This is a genomic window from Streptococcus cuniculipharyngis (genome assembly GCF_007859195.1).
Classification (GTDB): domain Bacteria; phylum Bacillota; class Bacilli; order Lactobacillales; family Streptococcaceae; genus Streptococcus; species Streptococcus cuniculipharyngis.
The window spans coordinates 54,459-78,385 of the sequence record NZ_VOHL01000006.1 but is presented as its reverse complement, the minus strand read 5'-3'; the positions used below and the strand labels follow the sequence as shown (position 1 = coordinate 78,385).

Annotated in this window: 15 protein-coding genes and 2 pseudogenes; 2 read left to right on the top strand and 15 right to left on the bottom strand. The window is 43.0% G+C overall.

Annotated features, from left to right (window positions below; translation table 11 throughout):
* From FRX57_RS06645 to FRX57_RS06620, 6 genes and pseudogenes are all read right to left on the bottom strand, one after another.
* Nucleotides 1-83: pseudogene (locus FRX57_RS06645) on the bottom strand (IS200/IS605 family transposase); the annotation flags it as partial.
* A 206-nt stretch (nucleotides 84-289) separates the two neighbouring features.
* Nucleotides 290-2,068 carry an ABC transporter ATP-binding protein gene (locus FRX57_RS06640; protein ID WP_146567900.1) on the bottom strand — a complete coding sequence of 593 codons (1,779 nt, stop codon included), beginning with the start codon at nucleotides 2,066-2,068 and terminating at the stop codon, nucleotides 290-292.
* Nucleotides 2,058-3,830, bottom strand: coding sequence for an ABC transporter ATP-binding protein (locus FRX57_RS06635; protein WP_146567898.1), 1,773 nt, complete (start codon nucleotides 3,828-3,830; stop codon nucleotides 2,058-2,060). Before FRX57_RS06635 ends, FRX57_RS06640 begins: the two co-directional genes overlap by 11 nt.
* On the bottom strand, nucleotides 3,823-4,266 hold the full coding sequence (locus tag FRX57_RS06630; protein WP_425472616.1) for a MarR family winged helix-turn-helix transcriptional regulator: 444 nt from the start codon (nucleotides 4,264-4,266) through the stop codon (nucleotides 3,823-3,825). Before FRX57_RS06630 ends, FRX57_RS06635 begins: the two co-directional genes overlap by 8 nt.
* A 129-nt stretch (nucleotides 4,267-4,395) precedes the next feature.
* Entirely contained in the window at nucleotides 4,396-7,065 is a 2,670-nt protein-coding gene (locus tag FRX57_RS06625; protein WP_146567893.1) for an FtsX-like permease family protein, read from the bottom strand.
* 8 nt (nucleotides 7,066-7,073) lie between these two features.
* Nucleotides 7,074-7,775 (bottom strand): ABC transporter ATP-binding protein, encoded by a 702-nt coding sequence (locus tag FRX57_RS06620; protein ID WP_146567891.1) that lies wholly within the window; start codon nucleotides 7,773-7,775, stop codon nucleotides 7,074-7,076.
* Nucleotides 7,776-7,835: 60 nt separating this feature from the next.
* Between FRX57_RS06620 and FRX57_RS06615 the strand changes: the two genes are divergently transcribed.
* Nucleotides 7,836-8,426: a TetR/AcrR family transcriptional regulator gene (locus FRX57_RS06615; protein ID WP_146567889.1), complete on the top strand. Its 591-nt coding sequence runs from the start codon at nucleotides 7,836-7,838 to the stop codon at nucleotides 8,424-8,426.
* A gap of 38 nt (nucleotides 8,427-8,464) precedes the next feature.
* Here FRX57_RS06615 and gggC read toward each other — a convergent pair.
* The 6 genes and pseudogenes from gggC to pepF form a co-directional block, all read right to left on the bottom strand.
* Nucleotides 8,465-10,010: pseudogene (gggC, locus tag FRX57_RS06610) on the bottom strand (streptosactin export ABC transporter GggC).
* Nucleotides 10,011-10,295: 285 nt separating this feature from the next.
* Nucleotides 10,296-12,548 carry a DNA helicase PcrA gene (gene pcrA, locus FRX57_RS06605; RefSeq protein ID WP_146567887.1) on the bottom strand — a complete coding sequence of 751 codons (2,253 nt, stop codon included), beginning with the start codon at nucleotides 12,546-12,548 and terminating at the stop codon, nucleotides 10,296-10,298.
* 113 nt (nucleotides 12,549-12,661) lie between these two features.
* Nucleotides 12,662-14,065, bottom strand: a complete 1,404-nt coding sequence (pepV, locus tag FRX57_RS06600; RefSeq protein WP_146567885.1) for a dipeptidase PepV — start codon at nucleotides 14,063-14,065, stop codon at nucleotides 12,662-12,664.
* A gap of 12 nt (nucleotides 14,066-14,077) precedes the next feature.
* On the bottom strand, nucleotides 14,078-14,680 hold the full coding sequence (locus FRX57_RS06595; RefSeq protein WP_146567883.1) for a nitroreductase family protein: 603 nt from the start codon (nucleotides 14,678-14,680) through the stop codon (nucleotides 14,078-14,080).
* A gap of 67 nt (nucleotides 14,681-14,747) precedes the next feature.
* A complete protein-coding gene (gene uvrC, locus FRX57_RS06590; protein ID WP_146567881.1) occupies nucleotides 14,748-16,523 on the bottom strand; it encodes an excinuclease ABC subunit UvrC in 1,776 nt (591 codons plus the stop codon).
* 151 nt (nucleotides 16,524-16,674) lie between these two features.
* A complete protein-coding gene (gene pepF / locus FRX57_RS06585) occupies nucleotides 16,675-18,477 on the bottom strand; it encodes an oligoendopeptidase F (RefSeq protein WP_146567879.1) in 1,803 nt (600 codons plus the stop codon).
* An 85-nt stretch (nucleotides 18,478-18,562) separates the two neighbouring features.
* On the opposite strand from pepF, the gene FRX57_RS06580 reads away from it, so the two are divergent.
* Nucleotides 18,563-19,075, top strand: coding sequence for a DNA topology modulation protein (locus tag FRX57_RS06580; RefSeq protein ID WP_146567877.1), 513 nt, complete (start codon nucleotides 18,563-18,565; stop codon nucleotides 19,073-19,075).
* Here the strand turns inward: FRX57_RS06580 and FRX57_RS06575 are convergent.
* The 3 genes from FRX57_RS06575 to FRX57_RS06565 form a co-directional block, all read right to left on the bottom strand.
* On the bottom strand, nucleotides 19,048-20,022 hold the full coding sequence (locus FRX57_RS06575; protein WP_146567875.1) for a competence protein CoiA: 975 nt from the start codon (nucleotides 20,020-20,022) through the stop codon (nucleotides 19,048-19,050). The genes FRX57_RS06580 and FRX57_RS06575 overlap by 28 nt on opposite strands.
* Nucleotides 20,023-20,113: 91 nt before the next feature.
* Entirely contained in the window at nucleotides 20,114-22,903 is a 2,790-nt protein-coding gene (ileS, locus tag FRX57_RS06570) for an isoleucine--tRNA ligase (RefSeq protein ID WP_146567873.1), read from the bottom strand.
* A 239-nt stretch (nucleotides 22,904-23,142) separates the two neighbouring features.
* Nucleotides 23,143-23,925 (bottom strand): DivIVA domain-containing protein, encoded by a 783-nt coding sequence (locus tag FRX57_RS06565; RefSeq protein WP_146567871.1) that lies wholly within the window; start codon nucleotides 23,923-23,925, stop codon nucleotides 23,143-23,145.
* Nucleotides 23,926-23,927 lie beyond the last annotated feature (2 nt).

Genomic DNA, 23,927 nt, shown 5'->3' with positions numbered 1-23,927 from the left:
TTTCTCCGGTACTTAGGTGTAAAAACTATATGATATTTGCACATCCATTTGGTATGTGATAAACTGTAACTGGTTTTAGCCATTTCTTTTTCCTCCTTTATCTAACCTGAACAATTAGATTATATCAAGAAAAAGAAATGGAAGCTCTAAGCCTGGGCAGCCACCAACATAGCTGGTGGTCTTCTTGTTTTTCTCTACGAGAAAAACTGGCTCGAAGCCATAAAACAAGAAAAGAACCCCTGATAAAATCAGTGGGTTCTTTTTCATATCTTCTTTTTAGTCAAACTTTCTAGTCTGTCACTTCCTCAAATTGGGAATTATAGAGGTCGGCATAGAAGCCTGATTGGGTCATGAGTTGGTCATGGTTACCTTGCTCAATGATGTTACCATCTTTCATGACTAAAATAAGATCGGCATTTTTAATGGTAGATAAACGATGGGCAATGACAAAGGAGGTCCGCCCTTCCATCAATTTATCCATGGCTCTTTGAATCAATTCCTCTGTCCGCGTATCTACCGATGAGGTCGCCTCATCTAAAATCAAGAGTGGCGCATTTTTCAACAAGGCACGTGCAATAGTCATCAATTGTTTTTGTCCAACAGACAAAGACACTGACTCATCCAAGACCGTTTGATATCCCTCAGGCAAGGTCATGATGAAATGATGGATTCCTACCGCTTTAGCTGCTGCAATCACTTCATCATCTGAAATTCCTCTCTGGTTATAAATCAGATTTTCTTTAATCGTTCCTTCAAATAACCAAGTATCTTGTAAAACCATTGAAAAGACTGAATGAACAGCTTCCCGTCTAAGGTCATTAATGTCTATGCCATCAATTTTAATGGCTCCCTGATTGATCTGATAGAATTTCATCAAGAGATTGACAATGGTGGTCTTACCGGCACCAGTCGGCCCAACAATGGCAATTTTTTGACCCGCTGTCACATCAACAGTGAAATCATGGATAATTGTCTTATCTGGAGCATAGCCAAAAGAAACATGGTCAAAGGATAGATCACCCCTAACCTGATTGAGTTCAGCTTGCTTAGCTGTCTCGTCCTCCATCTCTGTTTCAGCTAAAAATTCTAGAATACGCCCCAAGGAAGCCTTGGCCGATTGTAACTGACCACTGGCCTGAGCGATTTGAGAAAGGGGTTGAGAAAAAATACGGACATAACTCATAAAGGCAACAATGGTTCCAATAGTAATCTCGCCGTTAATCACCAAGCTCGCACCAACCACACAGACCATCACATAAGAGAAATTCCCAATAAATTGCATAAGAGGCATCATAATCCCTGAGAAAAATTGTGATTTCCACATGCTTTGATACAGCTTAGCATTAAGTTGGTCAAAACTTTGGGTCACTTCTGGGACTGCATGGTAACTGGTAACAACTTGATGTCCTGAATAGACCTCTTCTACAAAACTTGTCATCTTAGCAAGATTTTCCTGTTGGCGTTTAAAAAGGGGTTGGGATTTAGCCATGATAAAACCTGTCAAAAGATAACCGACTAGCACTGCTCCTAGAGCTGTCAAGGTCATCTTGACATCTGTTTTAACCATCATGATGATAACAGCAATCAACAAGACGAGAGATGATAAGAGTTGACCCAAACTTTGCGATAGGGATTGTGAGGTGGTATCCACATCATTGGTAACGCGAGACATGGTATCTCCTTGGGGATGACTATCAAAATAGGCCAAAGGCAGACGATTTATTTTTTCGGCGATTGCCAGGCGTAAACGCTTGGAGAATTCCTGAATCAGGCTAGCCATGATAAAGCCTTGGAGATAGTTAACTAACCAACCCAAAGCATAGAGGATCATGAGCTGACTGGCGATTTGTCCCACCTTAGTCGTATCAATCCCCTTGGTATTTCCTTGGGCAATCAAGGCTAAGCCATCTGTAATCACATCTGTAATCTCTTTCAGGCGGTCTGGACCAATGACGGTAATGGTACTAGCGACGATAGCTCCCACAACAGCAATCAAAAGAGGCAATCTAAATCCCTTGACATAGGGAGTGAGCTGCTGGATAAATGAAGATTTTCTTTTATTTGGCATCTACTAATTCCTCCTTGGATAATTGTGAATAAGCAATTTCTTGATAAACACTATTGTTTGCTAAGAGCTCCTGATGACGTCCCTGACCGACAACCTTCCCTTGATCCAAGACTAGAATTAAATCTGCATCCATAATCGTTGAAATACGTTGTGCAACAATCAACTTAGTCATGTCCTTAGTCTCCTTAGCAAGGGCTGACCGTAAAATGCGATCCGTCTTGTAATCCAAGGCAGAAAACGAATCATCAAAAATTAAAATATCGGGTTTGCGGGCTAAAGCACGCGCAATAGCTAGCCGCTGACGCTGCCCACCTGAGAAATTAGTTCCACCTTGGGCAACTTCTGTCTCTAAGCCCATCTCTTTGTCTTCAACAAAAGACTTCGCTTGAGCCAAATCCAAGGCTTGCCAAATGTCTTCCTCCGTCAAAGATTTAGTCGATTGACTTCCCAAGGTCATATTAGACCGAATTGTTCCACTAAATAAAACTGGTTTTTGGGGAATATAGCCAATCTTTTCAGCCAAATCCGCCTGTGAATAGTCTTTAATATTAAGACCATCCAAAAAAATTGCTCCCTGTGTCACATCGTAAAACCGTGGCAAGAGGTTGACCAGACTGGATTTACCAGAACCTGTTGAACCAATAAAGGCAATCGTTTGCCCTGCCTCAGCCGTAAAACTAACATCTTGAACAACAGCTTCAGCTGTTGGACTGTAACGGAAAGAAACATTGTCAAAAACCAGTTGTGGTTGAGCCTTTCTAGCCTGTTCAGCTCTGCTTTTTTCCACATAAGGAACAGAAGAAGCCAAGCTCAAGACTTGAGCAATCCGCCCTGCAGAAACCAAGGCTCGAGGCAAGATGAAAAAGACAGCAACCATCAGCATAAAGCTCATCACAACCTGCATAGCATAAGAGGAGAAAATAACCATGTCACTAAAGAGGTTTACCTTGTCGGCCAGAGCTGCTTCATTGATTAAACCTGCTCCTATCCAATAAACCATCAGGGTCAAACTACTAGCAATCAGGCTCAGACTAGGATTCATAATAGCCATGAGACGCCCTACAAAAAGATTGGTTTTGGTCACTTCTTGATTGGCTTGAAAAAATTTCTCGTCTTGGTAAGCCTCACCATTATAAGCCCGAACCACACGAATCCCTGAGAGGATTTCACGGGTAACACTGTTGAGACGGTCTGTCAATTTTTGCACCACGCGAATCTTTGGAAAGGCAAAAATCAATAACACGGCTAACATCAAAATCATGGCCGCCACAGCTGCTGCGGTAATCATTAACCATTCTTGGCTCTTGTCCATAATCTTGCCAATCGCCCAAAAAGCCATAATTGGCCCCCGAGTGACCACCTGCAAACCCATGGTGATCAAGACCTGAATATTGGTCAAATCGTTGGTCGTTCTGGTCAACAAACTAGGAATAGAAAAGGTCTTAATTTCCTTCTGGGAATAGGTCATTACCTGTTGAAAAATTTGTGAGCGTAGGCGAGTGATAAAACTAGCTGCCACCCGCGCAGCAATAAAACCGACAGCAACAGTTACCAAAAAACTGGTCAAGGAGAGAGCTATCATCTTAGCACCTGGCTCCATAATTTGATCAATCTTTGTTCCTGAAGTGGAGAGTAATTTGGTAATGTTGGACATATAAGTCGGTACTTCCAATTCTAGCCAAACACTGAGGGCAATGAGAAGAACACTAAAACCAATCATGATAATTTCTTTAGTGGTCATCTGCTTAAAGAGTTTACTCATTACGATTCCTTTCTTGAATATTATGATGGATTTGGGTCATGACCTTCATAGCCACGGCCAAATCTTCTTGAGAAATACCTGTCAAAAGATTTTGATGCAACACTTGAAAAAATGTTTTTAACTTTTCTGCTTTGAGTAGGCCCAAATCTGTTAAAACCACCTGTTTATAACGCTTATCTTTCTGCGAGGCAACTAAGGCAATGAAACCATTTTTTTCCATCCGTTTCATCAAACTACTGGCAACTGATTTGGAGATACCAATTTCTCGCATAATGTCTTTAACAAAAATCTCCTCATCCTGATGATGGTAAAGATAACCTAATGTCTGGCCTTGTGGTCCTGCTAGATGCTCGACATCATGGGTCCTAGCTAACTGACTAGCAAATAAGTCAAAATCTGTTTTCAGCCGTTTTAACTGACAATGAAGTTGTTTCACTGACATCCCCCTTATAAATATTTCTCACGAGAACTATTATAGTTCTTGTGAGAACCTTTGTCAACTATTTCTCTCATCAGCTGGCAAAAAACCACCTAGCAACCGAGAAGTTAGGTGGTTAGAAGTTCTTTAATCAACAGATTTTAAGGCTTCTAGCATATCCAGTCGTTTGAGTCGGCCATTAACCAAAAAGCCCAAACCACAAATAATACTAGCAATGACTAAAATAGGAATAAGGTCTAGTCCTAAAGGCAAGGTCTGTTCAAATAGGATATTGTCGCCACCAATACCATTGATGATGAAAGCATGGAGCAATCTACCCAACCACAGACCTAATCCAATACCCAATAGAGATAATATGATGGTTTCTCGATAAATATATAGGGTGACCTCTCGATGGTAAAAGCCTAATACTTTAATGGTTGATAACTCTCGTAACCGTTCAGCCACATTGATACTGGTCAAGTTATACAGGATCACAATACCTAATAAAACAGAAACCAAGACCAAAATCAGCATGACACTGTTTAAAGAGTTGACGACACTCTCCAAGGTCCGAATCAAATCTGTGTTTTGGATCACCGTATCAACACTAGCTAGTCCTAATAAGCTCTTGGCAAATTGGTCTCGCTCAGTTTGACGGGAGGACTTGGTCGTCACCATATAAGTGTTGGCTAAATAAGTCTCTTTGAAACTCGCCTCATAATAGGCCTTACTCATTATCACAAAATGTCCAGCGTAGAGCTTGCTGATATGGGCAACTTTTAACTTGATAAGACGTCCATCTAGGGCCTTAAACCAAAAACTTTCTTTCTCCTTAACCCCATACAACTGGGCCAATTTTTCAGAAATAATAACCCCCTGGTCTGTCAATTTGATTGGTTGCTGATATCGGTCAACAAGGTTCATTTGGTTAGGAAGAGCTGCTTTGGGCATCACCATCAAACTGATGGTTTGTTGGTTGGGCAAGCCGGTCAGTCTTTGATTGAGGTTAGCATAGTACAATCGATCAACTCGCCGAGCTTCTCCTCTAATCAGCTGAGACAGGTCTTGCGCTTGATCAGGGCTTAATCCTTGATCTTGGCTTAATCCTTGATCTTGGCTAATCAGCATATCATAAGTTAATGACCTGGCAAATTGACTAGGCACCACACCCCCTACGGACGAACGAATGCCTAAGCCAGCCAATAAAAGGGCAACCGAACCCGCCACACCAAAAATGGTCATCAGCATGCGTTGCTTGTAGCGAAAAATATTTCTTGCTGTTACCTTACCGGTAAAACTCAAGCGATTCCAAAGAAAAAGTAGGTTTTCCAAAAGGATTTTTGCCCCCTTGACTGGTGGTTTGGCCTGAAGTAATCTAGCTGGTTTTTCCAGTAAATCTCGCCTAGCCACCCAATAGGCTGGTAAAACACTACTCAAAAGTGTCAATAAGAAGGCCCAGCCAATATCTGGCCAAGAGACAAACAGTTGTAGTTTGCCCAAGGTGAGATTGCCCATAATGGTCTTGGCAATCTGATGAGGCAAAAAGAAGGTTCCAAGCAGCACACCAAAGACCGTTCCCACCAAGCTAGACACCAAGCCATAGACGACAAACTTACGGATAATATCACGATTACTATAGCCCAAGGCCTTGAGAATGCCTGAGGTCAGGCGCTCTTCATCAACAAACCGCGTCATGGTGGTCAGAGACACCATAGCTGCAACTAGATAGAGCACCATGGGAAAAATATTGGCAATCATAGCAATGCTAGACAGGCTATTTTTGAAGGTCTCATAGCCTGCACCACCAGGCAGACTCGAACGATTATAGACCTGATAGTTGGGAATAGCCAAGTCAGCTAACCGACCTTCTTCTTGAGCTAACCGTTTCTCCTCTTCGGCAAGTTGTTTGGCAGCTGCCGTCAACTCTGCTTCTGTCCTGACCTGTTGTTCTGCGGGTAAGAGGGATTTACTACTATTATAGGTTTCCTCCTGCTCTGCTAACTTTTCCCTAGCCTGACGCAAGCTTTCCTTGGCTTTAGTGAGTTGAGTCTGGGTCGGTGCCTTGATGGCTGCTAGCCGATCCTGTCCATTATCGGCTAATTGCTCTTGTAAAGCATTTTCCAACTTAGCTAATTGTTGATTATAGCTATCACTAAAGGGGGACAAGTCTTTTAATTGATCATAACGAATACGAGCCAAGCCATAAACATCACTAGAAAAAGCTGCGGGCAACACCACACCATAGCCTGTCAAACGACCAGCCCCTGCCTTAGACAAGCCTAAATTGGTTGTTGAAAGGATTTCTGAAGAATTGACAAAGCCCGTTACCTGAAAGGTCTTTTCTTTCAAAGGGGAAGACTGGCTGGTTTCAAGCTGGATTTGGTCACCTACTTGATAGTCCTTGGCCAAAAAAGAGGCCAGGGCAATCTCATTTGACTGCTGGGGCAAACGCCCTGCTGCCAGTTGGTATTGTGACAGCTTAGCTGTCTTGTCTTGGGAAAAAATCCTCAAGGCAGCTGTCCTGTCCAAAATACTAACATCTGCCATATAGGAAAATTCCACCTGAGCTTGTTTGAGAGCCATTAGCTCCTCTTGGTCTACCTGGCTCAAGCCATAATCTGCCATCACCAAAAGATCAGCTGTCTGCTGGGACTTAAAGTAAGCACTGGCTGTCTTTTCCATATCTGGAACTGTCGATTTAAGGCCGACCAAGGCAAAAGACCCCAATAACATTAGGAGTAAGATTGAGAGAAAGCGACCCAGTGACCCCCTCATGGTTTGGAAAATTTCCTTCCAATAGCTTCTTTTTCTCATGGACCACCTCAATATTCCAAGCTTGCAATATCTTGCGGTTGGGCATTACGCTCAATCTTAGTCACTCTAGCATCATGCATGTGGATAACTCGGTCAGCAATGGGGGCTAAGGCCGAATTATGAGTGACAATAATTACCGTTGCCCCTTTCTGTCGCGACATGTCCTGCAAGAGTTGCAAGACCTGCTTACCCGTTTGATAATCTAGGGCTCCCGTTGGCTCATCACACAACAAGAGCTTGGGGTTTTTAGCAATGGCTCGTGCAATAGATACCCGCTGCTGCTGACCGCCCGATAGCTGGGCTGGGAAATTATTGAGTCGTTCGCCTAAACCAACCTCACGTAAAACCGTTTCAGGGTCAAGCGCATCTGGCACAATTTCTACTGCCAACTCAACATTTTCCTTAGCCGTTAGATTGGGGACTAAATTATAAAATTGAAAAACAAAACCAACATCTGTCCGCCGGTAGCTGGTCAACTGTCGGTCATTAAACTGGGAAATATCTGTCCCATCAATAATGACCTGCCCCTCATCATTACTATCCATGCCGCCGAGAATATTGAGCACGGTTGATTTACCAGCACCAGAGGCACCGAGGATAATAACCAATTCGCCCTTTTCAATCTCAAAACTGACATCATGGTTGGCTACAATCACACTATCTCCCATCTGATACCGCCGATAGGAATGTTTCATTTCAATATAAGCCATAACTTCTCCTTCTTAAACAAGCTGTTGATTTAAGTACCCATATATTATATACTGGTTCATATGAGAAATGCAATACACAATCCTAGACAGACTGTTGATTTAAGGAAACCAGCTCAGCGTCAGACACAGAGTAAGGCTAAAATTCAAACTGCCCTAGCCAAGCTCCTCAACCAGACAAGTTTTGACCAAATCAGTGTCACCGCTATCTGCCAAGAGGCTCAAATCAATCGTGGTACCTTTTATCTCCATTATTTGGATAAGTTTGACCTAATTGAACAACTGGCCGAGGAGATTAAAGACCAACTCTTGCTCATCTTTCGTGAGGGCGAACAAGCTCAGGAAGACAAGCTCTTGCAAGGGCTCTGCTATTTCAAAGAACAAAAAGACCTAATTAGGGCTCTGCTCAAACTTCCTCAGCTGGATTTTTTAAGCCAAATTCAGCTTTTTATGGAAAGCCTTTGGCAGGCCAATCCCTATTTTCAAAAGGAAGACCTGAGCTTGCTTGATCTGCCCCCTAACTATGCTCAAGCGACTTTTATCGCTAGCCTACATGCCATCTTAGCCACCTGGATAGACAACAACTGTCAGGAAGACACGACTGCTATTAGAGCCATGCTGCTTAGTCTCCGTCAACTTTATGCCCCAAATTAAAAGAGTTTAGTTGGATAACTAAACTCTTTATTTTTTCTCTAGGACGATAGGTCAACTACCTTATCATATCTTGCTAAGGTATCCTCATCATAATGATGGATAACTTCTATCAGAGTTTGAGGTAATTGCAATAGAAGATTAGAAATCTGCTGGGCATTCGTTTTATCTAAGTTTGACTTGACCTCATCAGCCAGTATCAACTGACTCTCATGATACAAACTTCTAGCAATCTCTATCCGTTGCTTTTCACCACCAGAAAGGTTTTGAGCAGATAAAAGATGACCTTTTAGAAATGATAGACCAACCCTGTTTAAAATATTAACGAGTCTATCATCATCTATTGCTTTGCCAAGTGCTATATTATCTTCAATGCTCATCCCTTCAAAAACAAATGATTCTTGCAAAATATAAGTCATAGCATGCGATAACTTCTTTTCTGTCATTGACTCTCCCTGACAGGTGATTTCTCCCGAGTCTGGTAAAACATGACCATAAATCATGTTTAAAAGTGTCGATTTTCCGCATCCACTGGGGCCAATCACAGCGATTTTGTCCCCCTCAGATATATCTAAAGAAAAGTTTTTAAAAATGATCTTATCACCTAATTTCAGACTGACATCACTAATCCGTATAGGAAAAAGGGAAGAGTGTGTGGAATGGTTCTTTTTCTCCACTTTCTCTGTCAGCAAGAATGAATAGTTATCCCGCAATTGTTTACTTGACTTGTAAGTATTGATGAAGTAGGATAATTCATTAAATTGATAGCTGATATTGTGGGAAACCAAATAAATTCCTACAAAAACGGACCCCTTTAGGTAATTATTATAGGTCATAAAACCACCAATAATCAATGGCACAACAGAGCAAAAAGCATCAATGCTATTAATCAGAAGATTATTTATCGTCCGTTGCTTTTCATAATAAATGAATTTGTCAATCCTGTTAGTAAGGACTGATAGAAATCTGCTAAAAAAGAAAATCTCAGCTTGATAGTTTTTGATAACCCTCTCCCCGTTGATGATAGTTGTTGTTTGTGCTAGGTATTCTTGATTTGATATTGACTGTTCCTGTGAAAGCTTATCTAACTTTTTAGAACCGATACCACTGCATAATGCTGGGATAGAATAGAAACAGATAAAAACCAAACCCAGACTAAAATTCGTTGCCAGAGCATAACTAATTGATACTGCTGTAAATCCTAATGACGATACGATGATAAGGGCTGGTTCAAGGTAATTATTTTCCAATTGCTTAACATCGTTCTCAAGATCAGATAAGACCTCATCTTTATCTATTTTAGTACCATACAAGAATTGTTCAACGATCTTTTTCTTAAAATTAATGGTAAAATCTGACACAATCCTAGCATAATAATACCTTTTACCAGCTAGTCCAGCAATAATTAATAAATTTCCCAAGATACCAATAAATCACAGCGTACCAAAGGATTGATAGACGGTTCATTTCAAAACTAGACACAATCATTGAGATTAACTTTGGCGTTATCACAGCTTCTAGCCAAGTCATCGCGATAAAGACAAAATAGAAAAAGAGATGTTTTTTTGCTATAAATTGGTTAAGCATATCTGATAAACCTTTCAAAATTATTTACCAACTTCGACAATTTAACCTTATCATCAGTTTTTATAAAACTATTATACAATAAATAAAAAACGAGAGTGAGGAAATCATATGAAAAAACACATGTTACTGCCTATACTCCTTTTCATTCTTGAAGGAATTATTGTTATAGGTGTTGGTTAACTAAAAAACGCTAGTTGGTTAAAATAACCAACTAGCGTTTTTATGAAAGTATTTGTATCCTACTATTCCCCATATAGCAATTAATCAGTTAGCTAAGGGAACTTTTTATTTCTTCTCAATAGGTGCTAGAGCCGCTAGCAGTTTTTTCACACCAACTTCTGGGAAATTAATTTTCACTTCTTGACCTTGACCACTACCTGTCACCTCCAGGACAGTGCCTTGTCCCCATTTACGATGGTGGGCAATATCACCCACCTGCCAATCAGGCAGGTCTGTCTTGGTTGACGGACGAGAGAAGGTTTGAGGTTGCACCGCTTGTTTACGACTCTGCAAGGCATCTGCCAAGCTCATGCCCTGACCAAAACGACTGCCACCTTCAACATAGCTGGCTTTGAAGGAACTATGGGCCGGACGAGCCAAGCCTTGATAAGCTATGAGATCTTCTGAAATCTCTCGAATGAAACGACTTGGGCGATTATAGGCTGTTTTTCCGTAAAGGGTCCGGGTATTGGCATTCATGAGGTAAAGCCTTTCTTCAGCCCTTGTAATACCCACATAGGCCAAACGTCGTTCCTCCTCCATCTCATCTTGGTCCTCAATAGCCTTACCAAGCGGAAAGACGCCTTCTTCCATCCCAATTAAAAAGACAACGGGGAATTCCAAACCCTTGGCCGCATGCAGGGTCATCAAGGTCACTTCAGAGACTTGACTATCTCCATCATCCGTATCAGCAATCAGGGCTAGGTCATTAAGGAAACGTCCCAAACGGTCTAAACCATCTTCATCCTCTTGGCTATCCTTATCATCAAAATTTTTAGTCACAGATAGAAATTCTTCAATATTTTCAATCCTAGCCTGACTTTCCAAGGTTTGTTGGGCCTGTAATTGCTCCAAATAGCCCGTTTTGAGCAAGACAGCCTCGGTCAATTCAGTCAGGCTCAACTGGTCCAGTTGACCACGCAAGGTCAATAATAGATTGGCCAAATCCCAAACTGCCTGCCCTGCCTTCCCCTTGATGGGCGACATCATGACATTATCAGAGGCCTCAAGCATACTAATCCCCTGCTCTTGGGCAAACAGTCGCAACTTCTCTACCGTACCAGGACCAACCCCTCGCTTGGGTTCATTGATAATCCGCTCATAGCTGATATTATCATTGGGGTTAGCAATAACAGTTAGATAGGCAATAACATCACGAATCTCCTTACGACTATAGAACTTGGTCCCCCCTACCATGGTATAAGGAATATTGGCCTTCAAGAGAGCCTCCTCAATGGTCCGTGACTGGGCGTTGGTCCGATAAAGCACAGCAAAATCCTTAAATTGTTTGCCCTGCTCCTTAATCAAGTGGTCAATCTGACTAGCTGTAAAGAGGGCCTCATCCCGCTCATCATTAGCTCGGTAATAAACCAACTGCTCACCAGCCTGATTCTGCGTCCAGAGATTTTTTGGGCGACGTTGTTTATTATTAGCAATGACATCATTGGCTGCTTTAAGAATGGTCTGGGTTGACCGATAATTTTCTTCCAAGAGAACAACCTGTGCCTGGGGATAATCCTTTTCAAAGTCAAGGATATTCTGCATATCAGCCCCCCGCCAGCCATAAATGGATTGATCAGCATCGCCGACGACACAGATATTTTGAAAACGACTAGCCAAGAGTTTGACCAGTTGGTATTGGGCATGGTTGGTATCTTGGTACTCATCCACATGGATATACTGATAGCGTTGTTGGTAATAAGCTAGAACATCAGCGTGTTGATCAAACAAACGCAAGGTCATCATGATTAAGTCATCAAAATCCATGGCCTCACTCTGACGCAGTTCCGCCTGATAAGCCTTGTAACACTTAGCCACCGTTTGCCGGTAAAAATCCGCCGCCTGCTGCTCATAGGCCAGCTCGTCTAGGAGGTCATTTTTAGCATTAGAAATATGACTCAAAATAGCCCGTTCACTCCACTGTTTGGGATCTAGGTTTAATTGTTTGAGAATACGTTTCATCAAGGTCCGTTGTTCACCTGGATCAATGATGGTAAAGTTGCGATTATAGCCAATCTGGTCTGCCTCTCGCCGCAAAATACGGACGCACATGCTATGGAAAGTCGCAATCAAACAATCTTGCGTGGCTGGATTAAGTGCCAAAGCCCGCTCCTTCATTTCCCGAGCTGCCTTATTGGTAAAGGTAATGGCTAAAATATTCCAGGGATTGACACATTTCTCATCAATCAGGTAGGCAATCCGATGCGTCAAAACGCGGGTCTTGCCCGAGCCAGCTCCTGCCATAATCAAGAGGGGCCCTTCTGTCGTCTGGACTGCCTGAGCCTGTTTATCGTTCATCCCTTCTAATAATGGGTTCATCATCTTCTCCTTTTTTGCTACCTTCCTATTATAGCATAAATAGGGGGCTACTTTCACCAATCAGCTAGCAGACAACTAAAGACTGGGCCGTGACCCAGTCCTTATGGCTAACCTTATTTAATCAATTCATAGATAGCTTCTGCGTAAATAGCTGCTGAGCGATACAAATCATCCAAGGCCATAAATTCATTGGCTTGGTGCATGGTATTGATTGAATCAGGGAACATGGCCCCAAAGGCCACCCCACGTTTCAAGAGACGACCAAACGTTCCACCACCGATGACAACTTCATGCCCTTTCAAACCAGTCTGCTTTTCATAAACGGACAGGAGGGTTTTAACCAGTTCATCTTCCATAGGCACATAGTGAGGCGTATGATGGGCTTCTGATAGGCTAACCTTTTCCACTCCAGCCAGCTTTTCTAAACCTGCCTTGAGAACATGTTCGTCCGTTCCCTTTGGATAACGGAAATTCAAAGCAATGGTATTATCTGCTGACTGGCTATCAAAACGGAAAACACCCGCATTCATGCTCAAAGCTCCCATGCAAGCATCGGTATAGGCCAAACCAAGTTTTTCAGCCGTGAAATCACCATGTAAACCAGCCGCCACGGTCAAATAATCTTTGGCACTGGCAGCAAAGTCAAAGGAAGTCAGGAAACTTGCCAAAAGAGTTGCGCCATTGATGCCTTCTTCAGGAGTTGACCCATGGGCTGATTTACCAAAGATGGTGACTTGATATTTGTCATCCTGTTTTTCTAGCTGGCCTGTAACCCCATGCTGGGCCGTAAACTGGGCTAATTGCTCTGCCAAATCACCTTGGTTAAGCTGACCCGAAATCAAAGCTGTTGCAGATTCTGGCACCATGTTTTCACGCAAACCTCCGGTGAAGCTATGTAGAAGCACCGAACCTGCATTGTCACCACCAAAATGAAGGTATTCCGTGATATTTCCTTTTTCGCCATTGATGATTGGAAATTCAGCGTCCGGTGAAAAACCAAAATCAGGATCTTTAAGACCATTATGAGCAAAATAATAATCCATATCTGCCCAACCGGACTCCTCATCAGTTCCCACAATAAAGCGAACTTTTTTAGAAACAGGCAAGCCCAATTCTTTGATGATTTTCAAACCGTAATAGCAGGCCATGGTTGGCCCCTTATCATCAGAAGACCCACGAGCATAGAGACGGCCGTCCTTGACAACCGGTTGATAGGGGTCTGTTTCCCAACCAGAACCAGCTGGTACGACATCTAAGTGCCCAAAAATTCCCAAGACCTGATCACCTTGGCCATACTCAAAGTCACCAGCATAATTATCAATATTCCGCGTCTTGTAGCCATCTCGCTCTGCCATGGCCAAAAAATGCTCTAAAGCCTTGACCGGACCAGGCCCAAAAGGATGTTTGTCATCCGCCTGGCTATCATCTCGTTCCGAGTTAATGGATAAAAGGCTGGTCAAATCAGCCATAAATTCATCTTTACGTTTATCAAATTCTGCTTGAAAATCTATTGTCATCTCCACTGCTCCTTATCTAATATCAATCACCTGTTCAACTGGCAGGCGGTAGCTTGGATTACCAGGATGATCACTATAACCAACCGTAATCAAAACTTCTGGACGGTAACGCTCATCCATCTCCAAAATCGCATTGGCCTTGGTCTTATCAAAACCTAGGATAATATTACTTGCCATCTTTTGATCCGTCAGGGCCAAAACCAAGTTCATGGTCACTAGACCAGCATTAAGAGCTAAATAATCACTCATCTGCTGGGGACTATAGGTCGGGTACATCTTAGGAAACTCATTGATGAAACGAGACAGGGCCGCCTCGGGCATCTGATTGACCCCGTGGCGAGCAATCCGATTGGCACGATTAACCAGGTCTGTATCACTGAAAACGGCAATCACATACTGGGCATCCAGGGCCTGTTGACGATTGTGACCATACATGATTTCAGCTAGCTCAGCCTTTTTGTCCTTAACAATGGCAAACTGCCAAGACTGAATATTATGAGCACTTGGTGCCAAAGTGGCAATCTCAATGGCGGTTTTCACATCTGCCAAATCAATTGGCTGATTATTGAAAGTCCTCGTGGCATGACGTTTTTTATTCAATTCTAAAAATTTCATCTGGTCACCTCTTCTATTCTACTGTTATTGTAACATAAAACTAGTCTCAGGAAAACTACCAACCCAGTTATTCTTGCCGCAGATGCCAGTATAGGCTTTCTGCCACCTTCTGGGGGAGACCTGCCTTAACTAAATCTTCCACACTAGCCTCTTGGATGGCCGTCATGCTCTTAAAGCTTTTGAGCAAGGTCTGTTTGCGTTTAGGACCTAGACCCGCTACCCCATCCAGGCGGGAGGCAAAGGAATTTTTCGACCGGACTTGACGATGAAAGGTAATGGCAAAGCGGTGGACCTCATCCTGAATCCGATGAAGGAGGAAAAATTCCTGGGATTGGCGTGGCAAATCTACAACTGTCAAGGGATTACCAAAAAGCAGATCATGCGTTTCGTGCCTGTCATTTTTTTGCAGACCAGCAATGGGAATGGTCAGCTGCAACTCATCATAAATGACTGACTTAGCCACATTAACCTGCCCTTGCCCCCCGTCAATAATAATCAAATCAGGAGGAATCAAGCCTTCACGTTTCACTCGGCCATAACGACGACGAAGCACTTCTCGCATCGAAGCATAATCATCCGCCCCTACCACTGTCTTAATCTTATATTTGCGATAATCTTTCTTGCTAGGCTTACCATCAACAAAAACCACCATGGCAGACACTGGACTGGTTCCCATGATATTGGAATTATCAAAGGCCTCAATCCGACGGGGACTAGCAATCCCCAAGAGCCGACCGAGATTGTCCACAGCTCCTTGTGTTTTTTGAAAATCCTTCTCTAGTAAATCAAATTTCTGCTGCAAACTGACTTGGGCATTCTTGGTGGCCAAATTGACCAATTGTTTTTTCTCTCCCCGTTGGGGCTTGATGACCTTACTCGTCACCAAGGCAGCAACCAAACTGTCATCAATATCGCTGGGAATAAAAATTTCTTGCGGCATGAGGTGACGACTATCTTGATAAAACTGCCCTAAATAGGTTAAAAAATCTTCCTCGGCCTCATTGTAATAGGGAAAAAGATTAACATCTCGCTGAATCAATTTCCCCTGACGAACAAAAAGCACCTGCACACACATCCAACCGTTTTTGACAGCATAACCAAAAATATCTCGGTCCATCATGTCTTGGTGCATAACCCGTTGCTTGGTCCGCAGGGTAGCCACTGCTGAAATCAAATCTCGATACTCGGCTGCTCGCTCAAACGCCATTTGATTGGCAGCTGCCTGCATTTTCTCCTTCAATTGATTGACAATTTTATCATCCTGTCCATTAAGAAAATGTTTCACATCGTCAATCATGCTTTCATAGTAGACCTGATCCGTCTGGCAGACAGTATGAGCAGAACATTGCCCGAGATGATAGTAAAAACAAACCTTATTGGCAGGATTCTTGCATTTCTTAAAAGGAAAAATCCGATCTAAAAGTTTTTTGATGTCATTAGCCGCCGTACTATCTGGATAAGGCCCAAAATAAAGGCCATCATCTTTTTTAACCTGACGGGTAATCAACAAGCGGGGGTATTTTTCCTTAGTAATCTTGATGAAAGGATAAGATTTATCGTCCTTGAGCTTGATGTTAAACTTAGGTTGGTGCTCTTGAATGAGGTTAATCTCCAAGAGCAAGGCCTCAATATTGGAGGTAGTCACGATATACTCAAAATCAACGATTTCTGACACTAGTAATTCCGTCTTGGTATCATGACTACCTCTAAAATAAGAACGCACACGATTTTTCAGATTTTTTGCCTTCCCCACATAAATAATGCTACCAGTCCTATCCTTATGTAGATAGCAACCCGGCTGATTGGGCAAAAGCTCTAGTTTGTGTTTAATGAGTTGATTCATATATGTTATTATACAACTTACTAACCAATCATTCAATATCAAACACCTTGACTCCCAAACAAGATAGGGAGCATTTTGAGCAACTGGCCCTATCATTCTGCGTTTCATTAGCACACAAAAAGAACTGGAACAGAGCCAGTTCTTTCTTTGCTTAAAGATGAACGCCTTTTTCCACTAGTTCTTCCAACTCATTGAGGCGAGCTTCAAAGACCTTGAAAGCAGCATTGAGGTAATCAACCGTGGTCATATCCACTCCTGCTTTAGCAATGACATTGAGCGAATAGTCAGAGTTACCCGCCTTGAGATAGTCAAGGTACTTGTCCTTGTCTTCCTGTGTGCCATGAACAATTTTCTCCGCCAGATAGCTAGCCGCTGCAAAACCTGTTGCATATTGATAAACGTAGTAATTGTAGTAAAAATGCGGAATTCTCGCCCACTCATACTGGATATAATGGTTGTCCTCTTTTTTGAGACCATAATACTTCTCATTGAGTTCAGCGTAGAGCTTATTGAGGTAATCACTGGTTAGAACCTCGCCATTTTGGTCTGCCAAATGAATGGCATGTTCAAATTCAGCAAACTGGGTCTGACGAAAAACGGTGCCACGGAAACCATCAAGGTAATTATTGAGAATGGCAAAGCGTTCCTTATCATTGGTGGCTTCTTTTAAAAGCGTTTCGGTTAGGATATTCTCATTGGTTGTTGAGGCAATCTCGGCCAAGAAGAGGCTGTAATCACCATAGACATAGGGTTGATTTTCACGGGTAAAGGTCGAATGTAGGCTGTGCCCTGTTTCATGCACCAGTGTATAAAGATTGTCCAAGTTATCCTGCCAGTTGAGCAGCATAAAGGCATTGGTGTCATAAGAACCACCTGAGTAAGCCCCTGACCGCTTGCCTTTATTAACATGAACATCAATCCACCGCTCATTGAAAGCACGTTTCACCCGGTCGCTATAATCCTGACCAAAAATGGCTAGTACTTCCTCAGACTTGGCCAAGGCTTCCTCATAGGTAATCTGTTGCTCATCACTTGACAAGGGTGTCGCCAAATCATACATTTTCAAATCGGTCAGACCCAAGGCTTTTTGACGCAATTTAACATAGCGGTGTAATAAGGGAAGATGGGCATTGACCGCTTCAAGCAGGGTATCATAAACACTTTCTGGGATAAAGTTGGCTGCTAGGGAAGCCTCACGAGCTGAACTGAAACGGCGAACCTTAGCCTTGAAATTTTGTACCTTGACATTGGTCTGCAAGGTCTTGGCATAGGTATGTTGGAATTGCTCATAGACACTATAAAGGGCCTCATAGGCATTTTTTCTGACCTCACGGTCTTTTGATTCCAAAAGGCGAATATAGTTGCCGTGAGTGATTTCAACGTCATTGCCCTCCTCGTCCTTGATGACCGGAAACTGAATATCCGCATTGTCTAAAACGCCAAAGGTTTCACTGGCCCCACCAAAGATTTCAGAAGCACCCGCTAAGAGCTCCTCTTCTGCTTGGGAAAGAACATGTTCTTTTTGTTTAAAAAGCCGTTCAAAGTAATGGGCATAGGCTGCCAATTCTGGGGTTTCTTGCAAGAAAGTTTCATAGCGATCCTGTGACAGGGTCATAAATTCTGGCTCATAGAAAGAGAAAACCTGACCATACTTGCTATAAAGACCATTGGCCTTGGCTTCTAATTCTTGGTAGTAGGCCACCGTTGTGTCTTGATCATTTTTCATATGGGCATAGACGTAGAGGGTTTCCAAACGACGTGACAAATCCATATAAATAGTGGTAATCTCTAAAAGACGCTGGCTCGATTCCAAAAGATGACCAGCAAAATCAGCTGCTGCTTCCACATCTTTGGTCAAATCAGCATAGGCTTCTTCCCAAGCCTGATCAGTGGGAAAAATCGTTGACAAATCCCAAGTATATTGTTCTTCTAAATGGCTACGATTATCTGACATCATGCTCTCCTTTTATCTTTTCTTTTCATTCTACCATAAATCATGCTATAATGGACAAACTAAACCAAACTAAGGGGGAAATCAAATGAAAATTGCCATTATTGGCTACAGTGGCTCAGGCAAATCCAGCCTGGCTAGGCAGTTAGGACAACACGATGCAATTCCTGTGACACACCTTGACCGCCTTCATTTTCTCCCCAACTGGCAAGAAAGAAGTTGTAGCGATTTTAGACAACTGGTCAAGCCCATTCTCCAAGAAGATGACTGGCTGATTGAAGGAAATTATAGCGAGACCTACTATCAAGAACGACTGGCTCAAGCCGATATCATTATCATGCTCCTCTTCCCTGCCTATCGTACCTATTACCGTGTTCTCAAACGCTACCTAAGTTACAAGGGCAAAACAAGACCTGACATGGCTGATGGCTGTCTAGAAAAACTAGACTGGGCCTTTACCAAGTGGATTTGGTGGGATGGACGAAACCAAAAACACAAGGCCAATTATCAACACATTGCCCAAACCTATGGTGACAAGGTCCTTATCTTAAACAGTCAGAAGGCGATTGATGGCTACCTTTCGCAACTAACGTCAGGCTGAGCAAGTTGTCTTTGCTGTTTATAAAAGGCTGGTGGATAAAGCATCTGCTGGCTTTTATCTTGTTCTTTGGCATAATAAGCCGCGAAATTCTGATAAAAATTGGATAAATCCTTGCCAATCTGACAAAAGCCACTGCTAGAGGTCACAGGCCGCAACTGGGGGTAAAAATCTTCTACTGACCAAGTCAAGAGATTGTCCCCGGCCTTATAAGCCTCTTCTTGCTTTTTGAGCCATTTGCCCTGACCGTAATAAAGTTGTTTTTGAATATAAAGCAAGAGGTTTTTGTCCATGGGACGCTGATAAGTGGACAGGGCTTGTTTCAAAAAAGGAAGACGTAAAAAGGTCAGGCTAGTCTCGCTTAAAGGCTGAGTTTTCTCCAAATAATGAACCCTTCCCTTGAGGTCTTGGTAAATCAAATATTTCAAGCGTAACAAGGACTTGTCATCATCCAGTTCCCACAGGTGAAAGCCCATGTTATTGGAAAAATAAAGGAATTGTTTGTGCAGTTCAGACAGCTTGTCTGTCAGCCACAGTTTTTTACCCAAGAGCCAACGTACCTGATAGCCCTGCTCTTGATAGGCAAGGGTTCTTTGGCGTAAACGTTCCACAGACAGACGGCTACACTGCACCTCCAAAGCCAAATGGTCGCCAACCAACAAGTCAGCGATTTGTCCCACTTCTGGCAAGATAGCCTCAACCTTGACCGAATGATTTAAGGACAAGGAACGGTAAAGTTTTGCCTTCAAAGACAAGTGCTCCTGACTTTCATTTTCAGTAAATAGATGACAATCTTCCAATCGTTTATGGGCAAAATGCGCCCGCATAACGGGACCATTTTTTACAGTAACCGCCCGCCTACAGCCCGGACAAGTCAAATGGATCGAATGCGGAACTGGATCAACCAATAAATTAATCAACTCCTGTTTTTCATTTAAGGCTACTAACATCTTCAAGTTCTCCTTTCGTTTGATTATTCGAAAAAGAAAATTGAAAACAAGAAAAAACTGATTAGCTTGTTCTAATCAGTTTTATTTAAACTTAAGCTTCAAATCCTTGAGCCACTGCTGCAGCAAAATGGGTTTCAAGAATCTCAGCACAGTGGTCACAAACAGTGGCTTGGTAGGTTCGCTCTGCTGTCGTTTCATCAACGCGACGACAACGGTCACAAACTTGACCACTGGCATGGGCAACGCTAAAGGCGAGACCTTCAAAGCTAAGGGCATCTGCTGGGGCCGGCTCATCCGTCACGGTTAATTGAGACACAATCAGTAGTTGCGCCAAATCAGAATCCAAGGCTGCCAACATAGTTTTCACCGCTTCACTAGCATAGACCGTCAAATGAGCTTCTAGTGATTTTCCGATGAGTTTAGCATTACGGGCCTCCTCCAAGGCTTTTTGAGCCTGGGTACGGAAGGTCAAGAAGGCTTCCCATTCTGCTAAAATGGTCTCTTGGTTGGCAAAACTTTCTGCCACAGGCATTTCGGTTAATTGGACAAATTCAGCCGCTTCATGCTCTAGGTAGGACCAGATTTCCTCAGCCGTATGAGGTAGGATTGGTGTTAAGAGTTGGGTAATTTTAACCAAGATATCATAGAAAACAGTTTGCATTTGGCGACGAGCTAGACTATCCGCCGCTTCAATATAAACCACGTCCTTGGCAAAATCAAGGTAGAAAGCTGATAAGTCAACAGTTACAAAATTAACAACAGCCTTGTAGATAGCCATGAAATCGTAGCTATCATAGGCTTGGTTAATGCTAGCCACCAGCTGGTTAAATTTAATGGTCATGTATTTATCAACCGCACGCAGGTCTGCATAGGCCACCTTATCTGTTGTTGGGTTAAAGTCTGACGTATTGGCTAGCAAGAAACGCAGGGTATTACGAATCTTACGGTAGGTTTCAGACACCTGACCAAGGATATCCATTGACACACGCACATCATTACTGGTATCCACTGAGGTCACCCACAAACGGAGAATTTCTGCCCCGTACTGCTTGGCCACATCATTTGGTGAGATGATGTTACCTTTAGATTTAGACATTTTTTCACCTTTACCGTCAAGGACAAAGCCTTGTGACAGGATTGACTTGTATGGGGCATGGCCATTAACCGCGACTGAGGTAATCAAGGATGAGTTAAACCAACCACGATACTGGTCACTTCCTTCAAGGTAGAGGTCAGCTGGGTAGCCAAGGTTAGGACGCGTATTCATGACCCCATTCCATGATGACCCTGAGTCAAACCAAACGTCCATGATGTCTGTTTCCTTGCTAAACTCACCATTTGGTGACCCTGGATGACTAAAGCCTGTTGGCAAGAGTTCTTTAGCCTCACGCTCCCACCAGATAATTGAACCATGCTCTTCAAAGAGCTTAGCCACATGGTCAGTCACTTCCTTGGTCATGATAGCCGTGCCATCTTCAGCATAGAAGATTGGCAAAGGCACTCCCCAGTTACGTTGACGGGAAATAACCCAGTCACCACGGTCACGAATCATATTGTAAAGGCGGGTTTTACCCCAAGCTGGGTAAAAATTAACCTTGTCAATTTCAGATAAAATATCTTCACGGAATTTTGAGACTGAGGCAAACCATTGCGGTACGGCACGCCAGATGATTGGCTTTTTAGTCCGCCAGTCAAATGGGTAAGAATGGGAGATTTCTTCTTGAGCCAGCAGCAAATCACCTAACTTGTCCACCACTGTTGGCACGACCTTATCATAAAATTGTCCTTGGAAATCGGGACCAGCAGCCTCATTCATCAAGCCACGTTCATCAACTGTCACGGCAACTTCCAAGCCATACTTGATACCCACATTGTAGTCGTCTTCACCAAAACCAGGCGCCGTGTGAACCACACCAGTACCAGAATCCAGAGTGACATGGTCACCATTCATGACCAATTCCTCAACGGCGGTGTCCCAAGGGTGTTCGGTCACAATACGGTCTAGGGCCTTACCTTGATGGGTTGCAACCACGGTCACATCTTGCCAGCCAAAGCGTTCTGCTAATGAATTGAGCAGCTCAGCTGCCACCAAAAATTGACGGCTATCATTGGCAGGTTTGACCACTACATAATCAAAATCAGGACCAACCGTCAACCCTCGAGAAGCCGTGATGGTAAATGGTGTTGTTGTCCAAACCACGATGTAGGTGTTGGTATCAAGTACCCCTTTGCCATCTTTAACACGGTTAGCGTAATAAAGTGAGGTTGATACCAAATCATGATATTCAATTTCAGCCTCAGCAAGGGCTGACTCTGATGACCAAGACCAGTAAACTGGCTTAGCACCACGGTAGATATAGCCCTTATCTGCCATGGCTCCAAAGACACGGATTTGTGCCGCTTCAAAATCTGGCGTCAGGGTAACGTAAGGATTTTCCCAATCACCAGCGACACCCAAACGTTTGAAATCCTCACGTTGTTTGTCAACCTGACTAAGGGCATAATCCCGACACATCTTCAAGTAATCAGCCAAGTCCATTTCCTTACGCTTGACCCCTTGTTTGGCCAAAACCTGCTCGATTGGCAAACCGTGTGTATCCCAGCCAGGAACAAAGGGAGCACGGTAGCCCATCATGGACTTGGAACGGGTAATAATATCCTTAGAGATTTTATTAAGGGCGTGGCCGACATGGATATTACCATTGGCATAGGGAGGGCCATCATGAAGAAAGAAGCTTGGTTTGTCAGCATTTAGTTGCTGGCGCTTTTGATAAATCTCAGCCTCTTGCCATTTTTTCTGCCATTCTGGTTCTTTATTTGGTAGGCCTGCCCGCATGGGAAAGGCTGTTTTACCTAGGTTTAGGGTCTCTTTTAATTTCATCTCTGTCTCCTTTTACATATAGAAAAAGAGCTCCGCCAAAAAGGACGAAAGCTCGTGGTACCACCTTTGTTCAGACGATGTTAAACACCGTCCCTCTATTGTCGGATAACGGGGACAAACCGTCCTAGCCTACTAAGGTTCAGCCAGAATGATACAAAATGATAACAATCACCTTAGGGATTACAGGACTTCCACCATCTCCTGCTCGCTAGTAATATCAAGTGATTATCGTGTTTTTGTTAATCAGCAATATTTAGTTTGAAAGTTTGTGTTTCACCAGCTGTTGCACGGAAATCCTCCGTCTCAGTTTTAACATCCTGCTCAGCTTTTTTTTCTTCCGCCTGAGCTGCCTCTAATTGCTGGTTGCTTTCTTCCATACGACGTTGCAATTCAGCAATTTCATCTGGAGTAAATTGTCTAGTCGCATCCAAAGAATTCTCATCAGTCGTTTCTGGAATTTGTTCTTGCAAAACACTCTCCACCACTTCCTTAAAGGCCGCTGTTGAATTTTGCAAGTAAACTGCTGTTGGTTGCAGTAGCTCACTCCATTCTGGCGACATCATCAAGCTATGTTGTGCTTCAATAGCTGCCAACAAGCGTTGGTGGAAAACACGACTCTGACGTTTCAAGTCTTCTGTTTCAATGGCTACAACCTTGGCTTCATCTGTTGCATCACGCAAAATCTGATTGGCCTTTAATTTGGCTTCTTCCAGCAAACGTTCAGAATCATTGGTTGCCTTACCAACTAGATTAGTAGCTTCTGTCTGAGCAGTTGTTTTTACTTTCTCGGCAGTCTCTTGGGCCAAGATAACTGACTGACTCAATGATTCTTTCATATCATCAAAGTAGGCTAGTTTTTCTTCCAGTGTTTTGATTCGATTTTCCTGTTCCCGATTTACACGAACAAGCTCTTCATAATCATCTACCAAAACATCCAAAAACTCATTTACTTCTTCTTCACTATATCCCCGAAATTTGACTTTAAAGGTCTTTTCCTTAATTTCAAGTGCTGTAAGTGCCATAA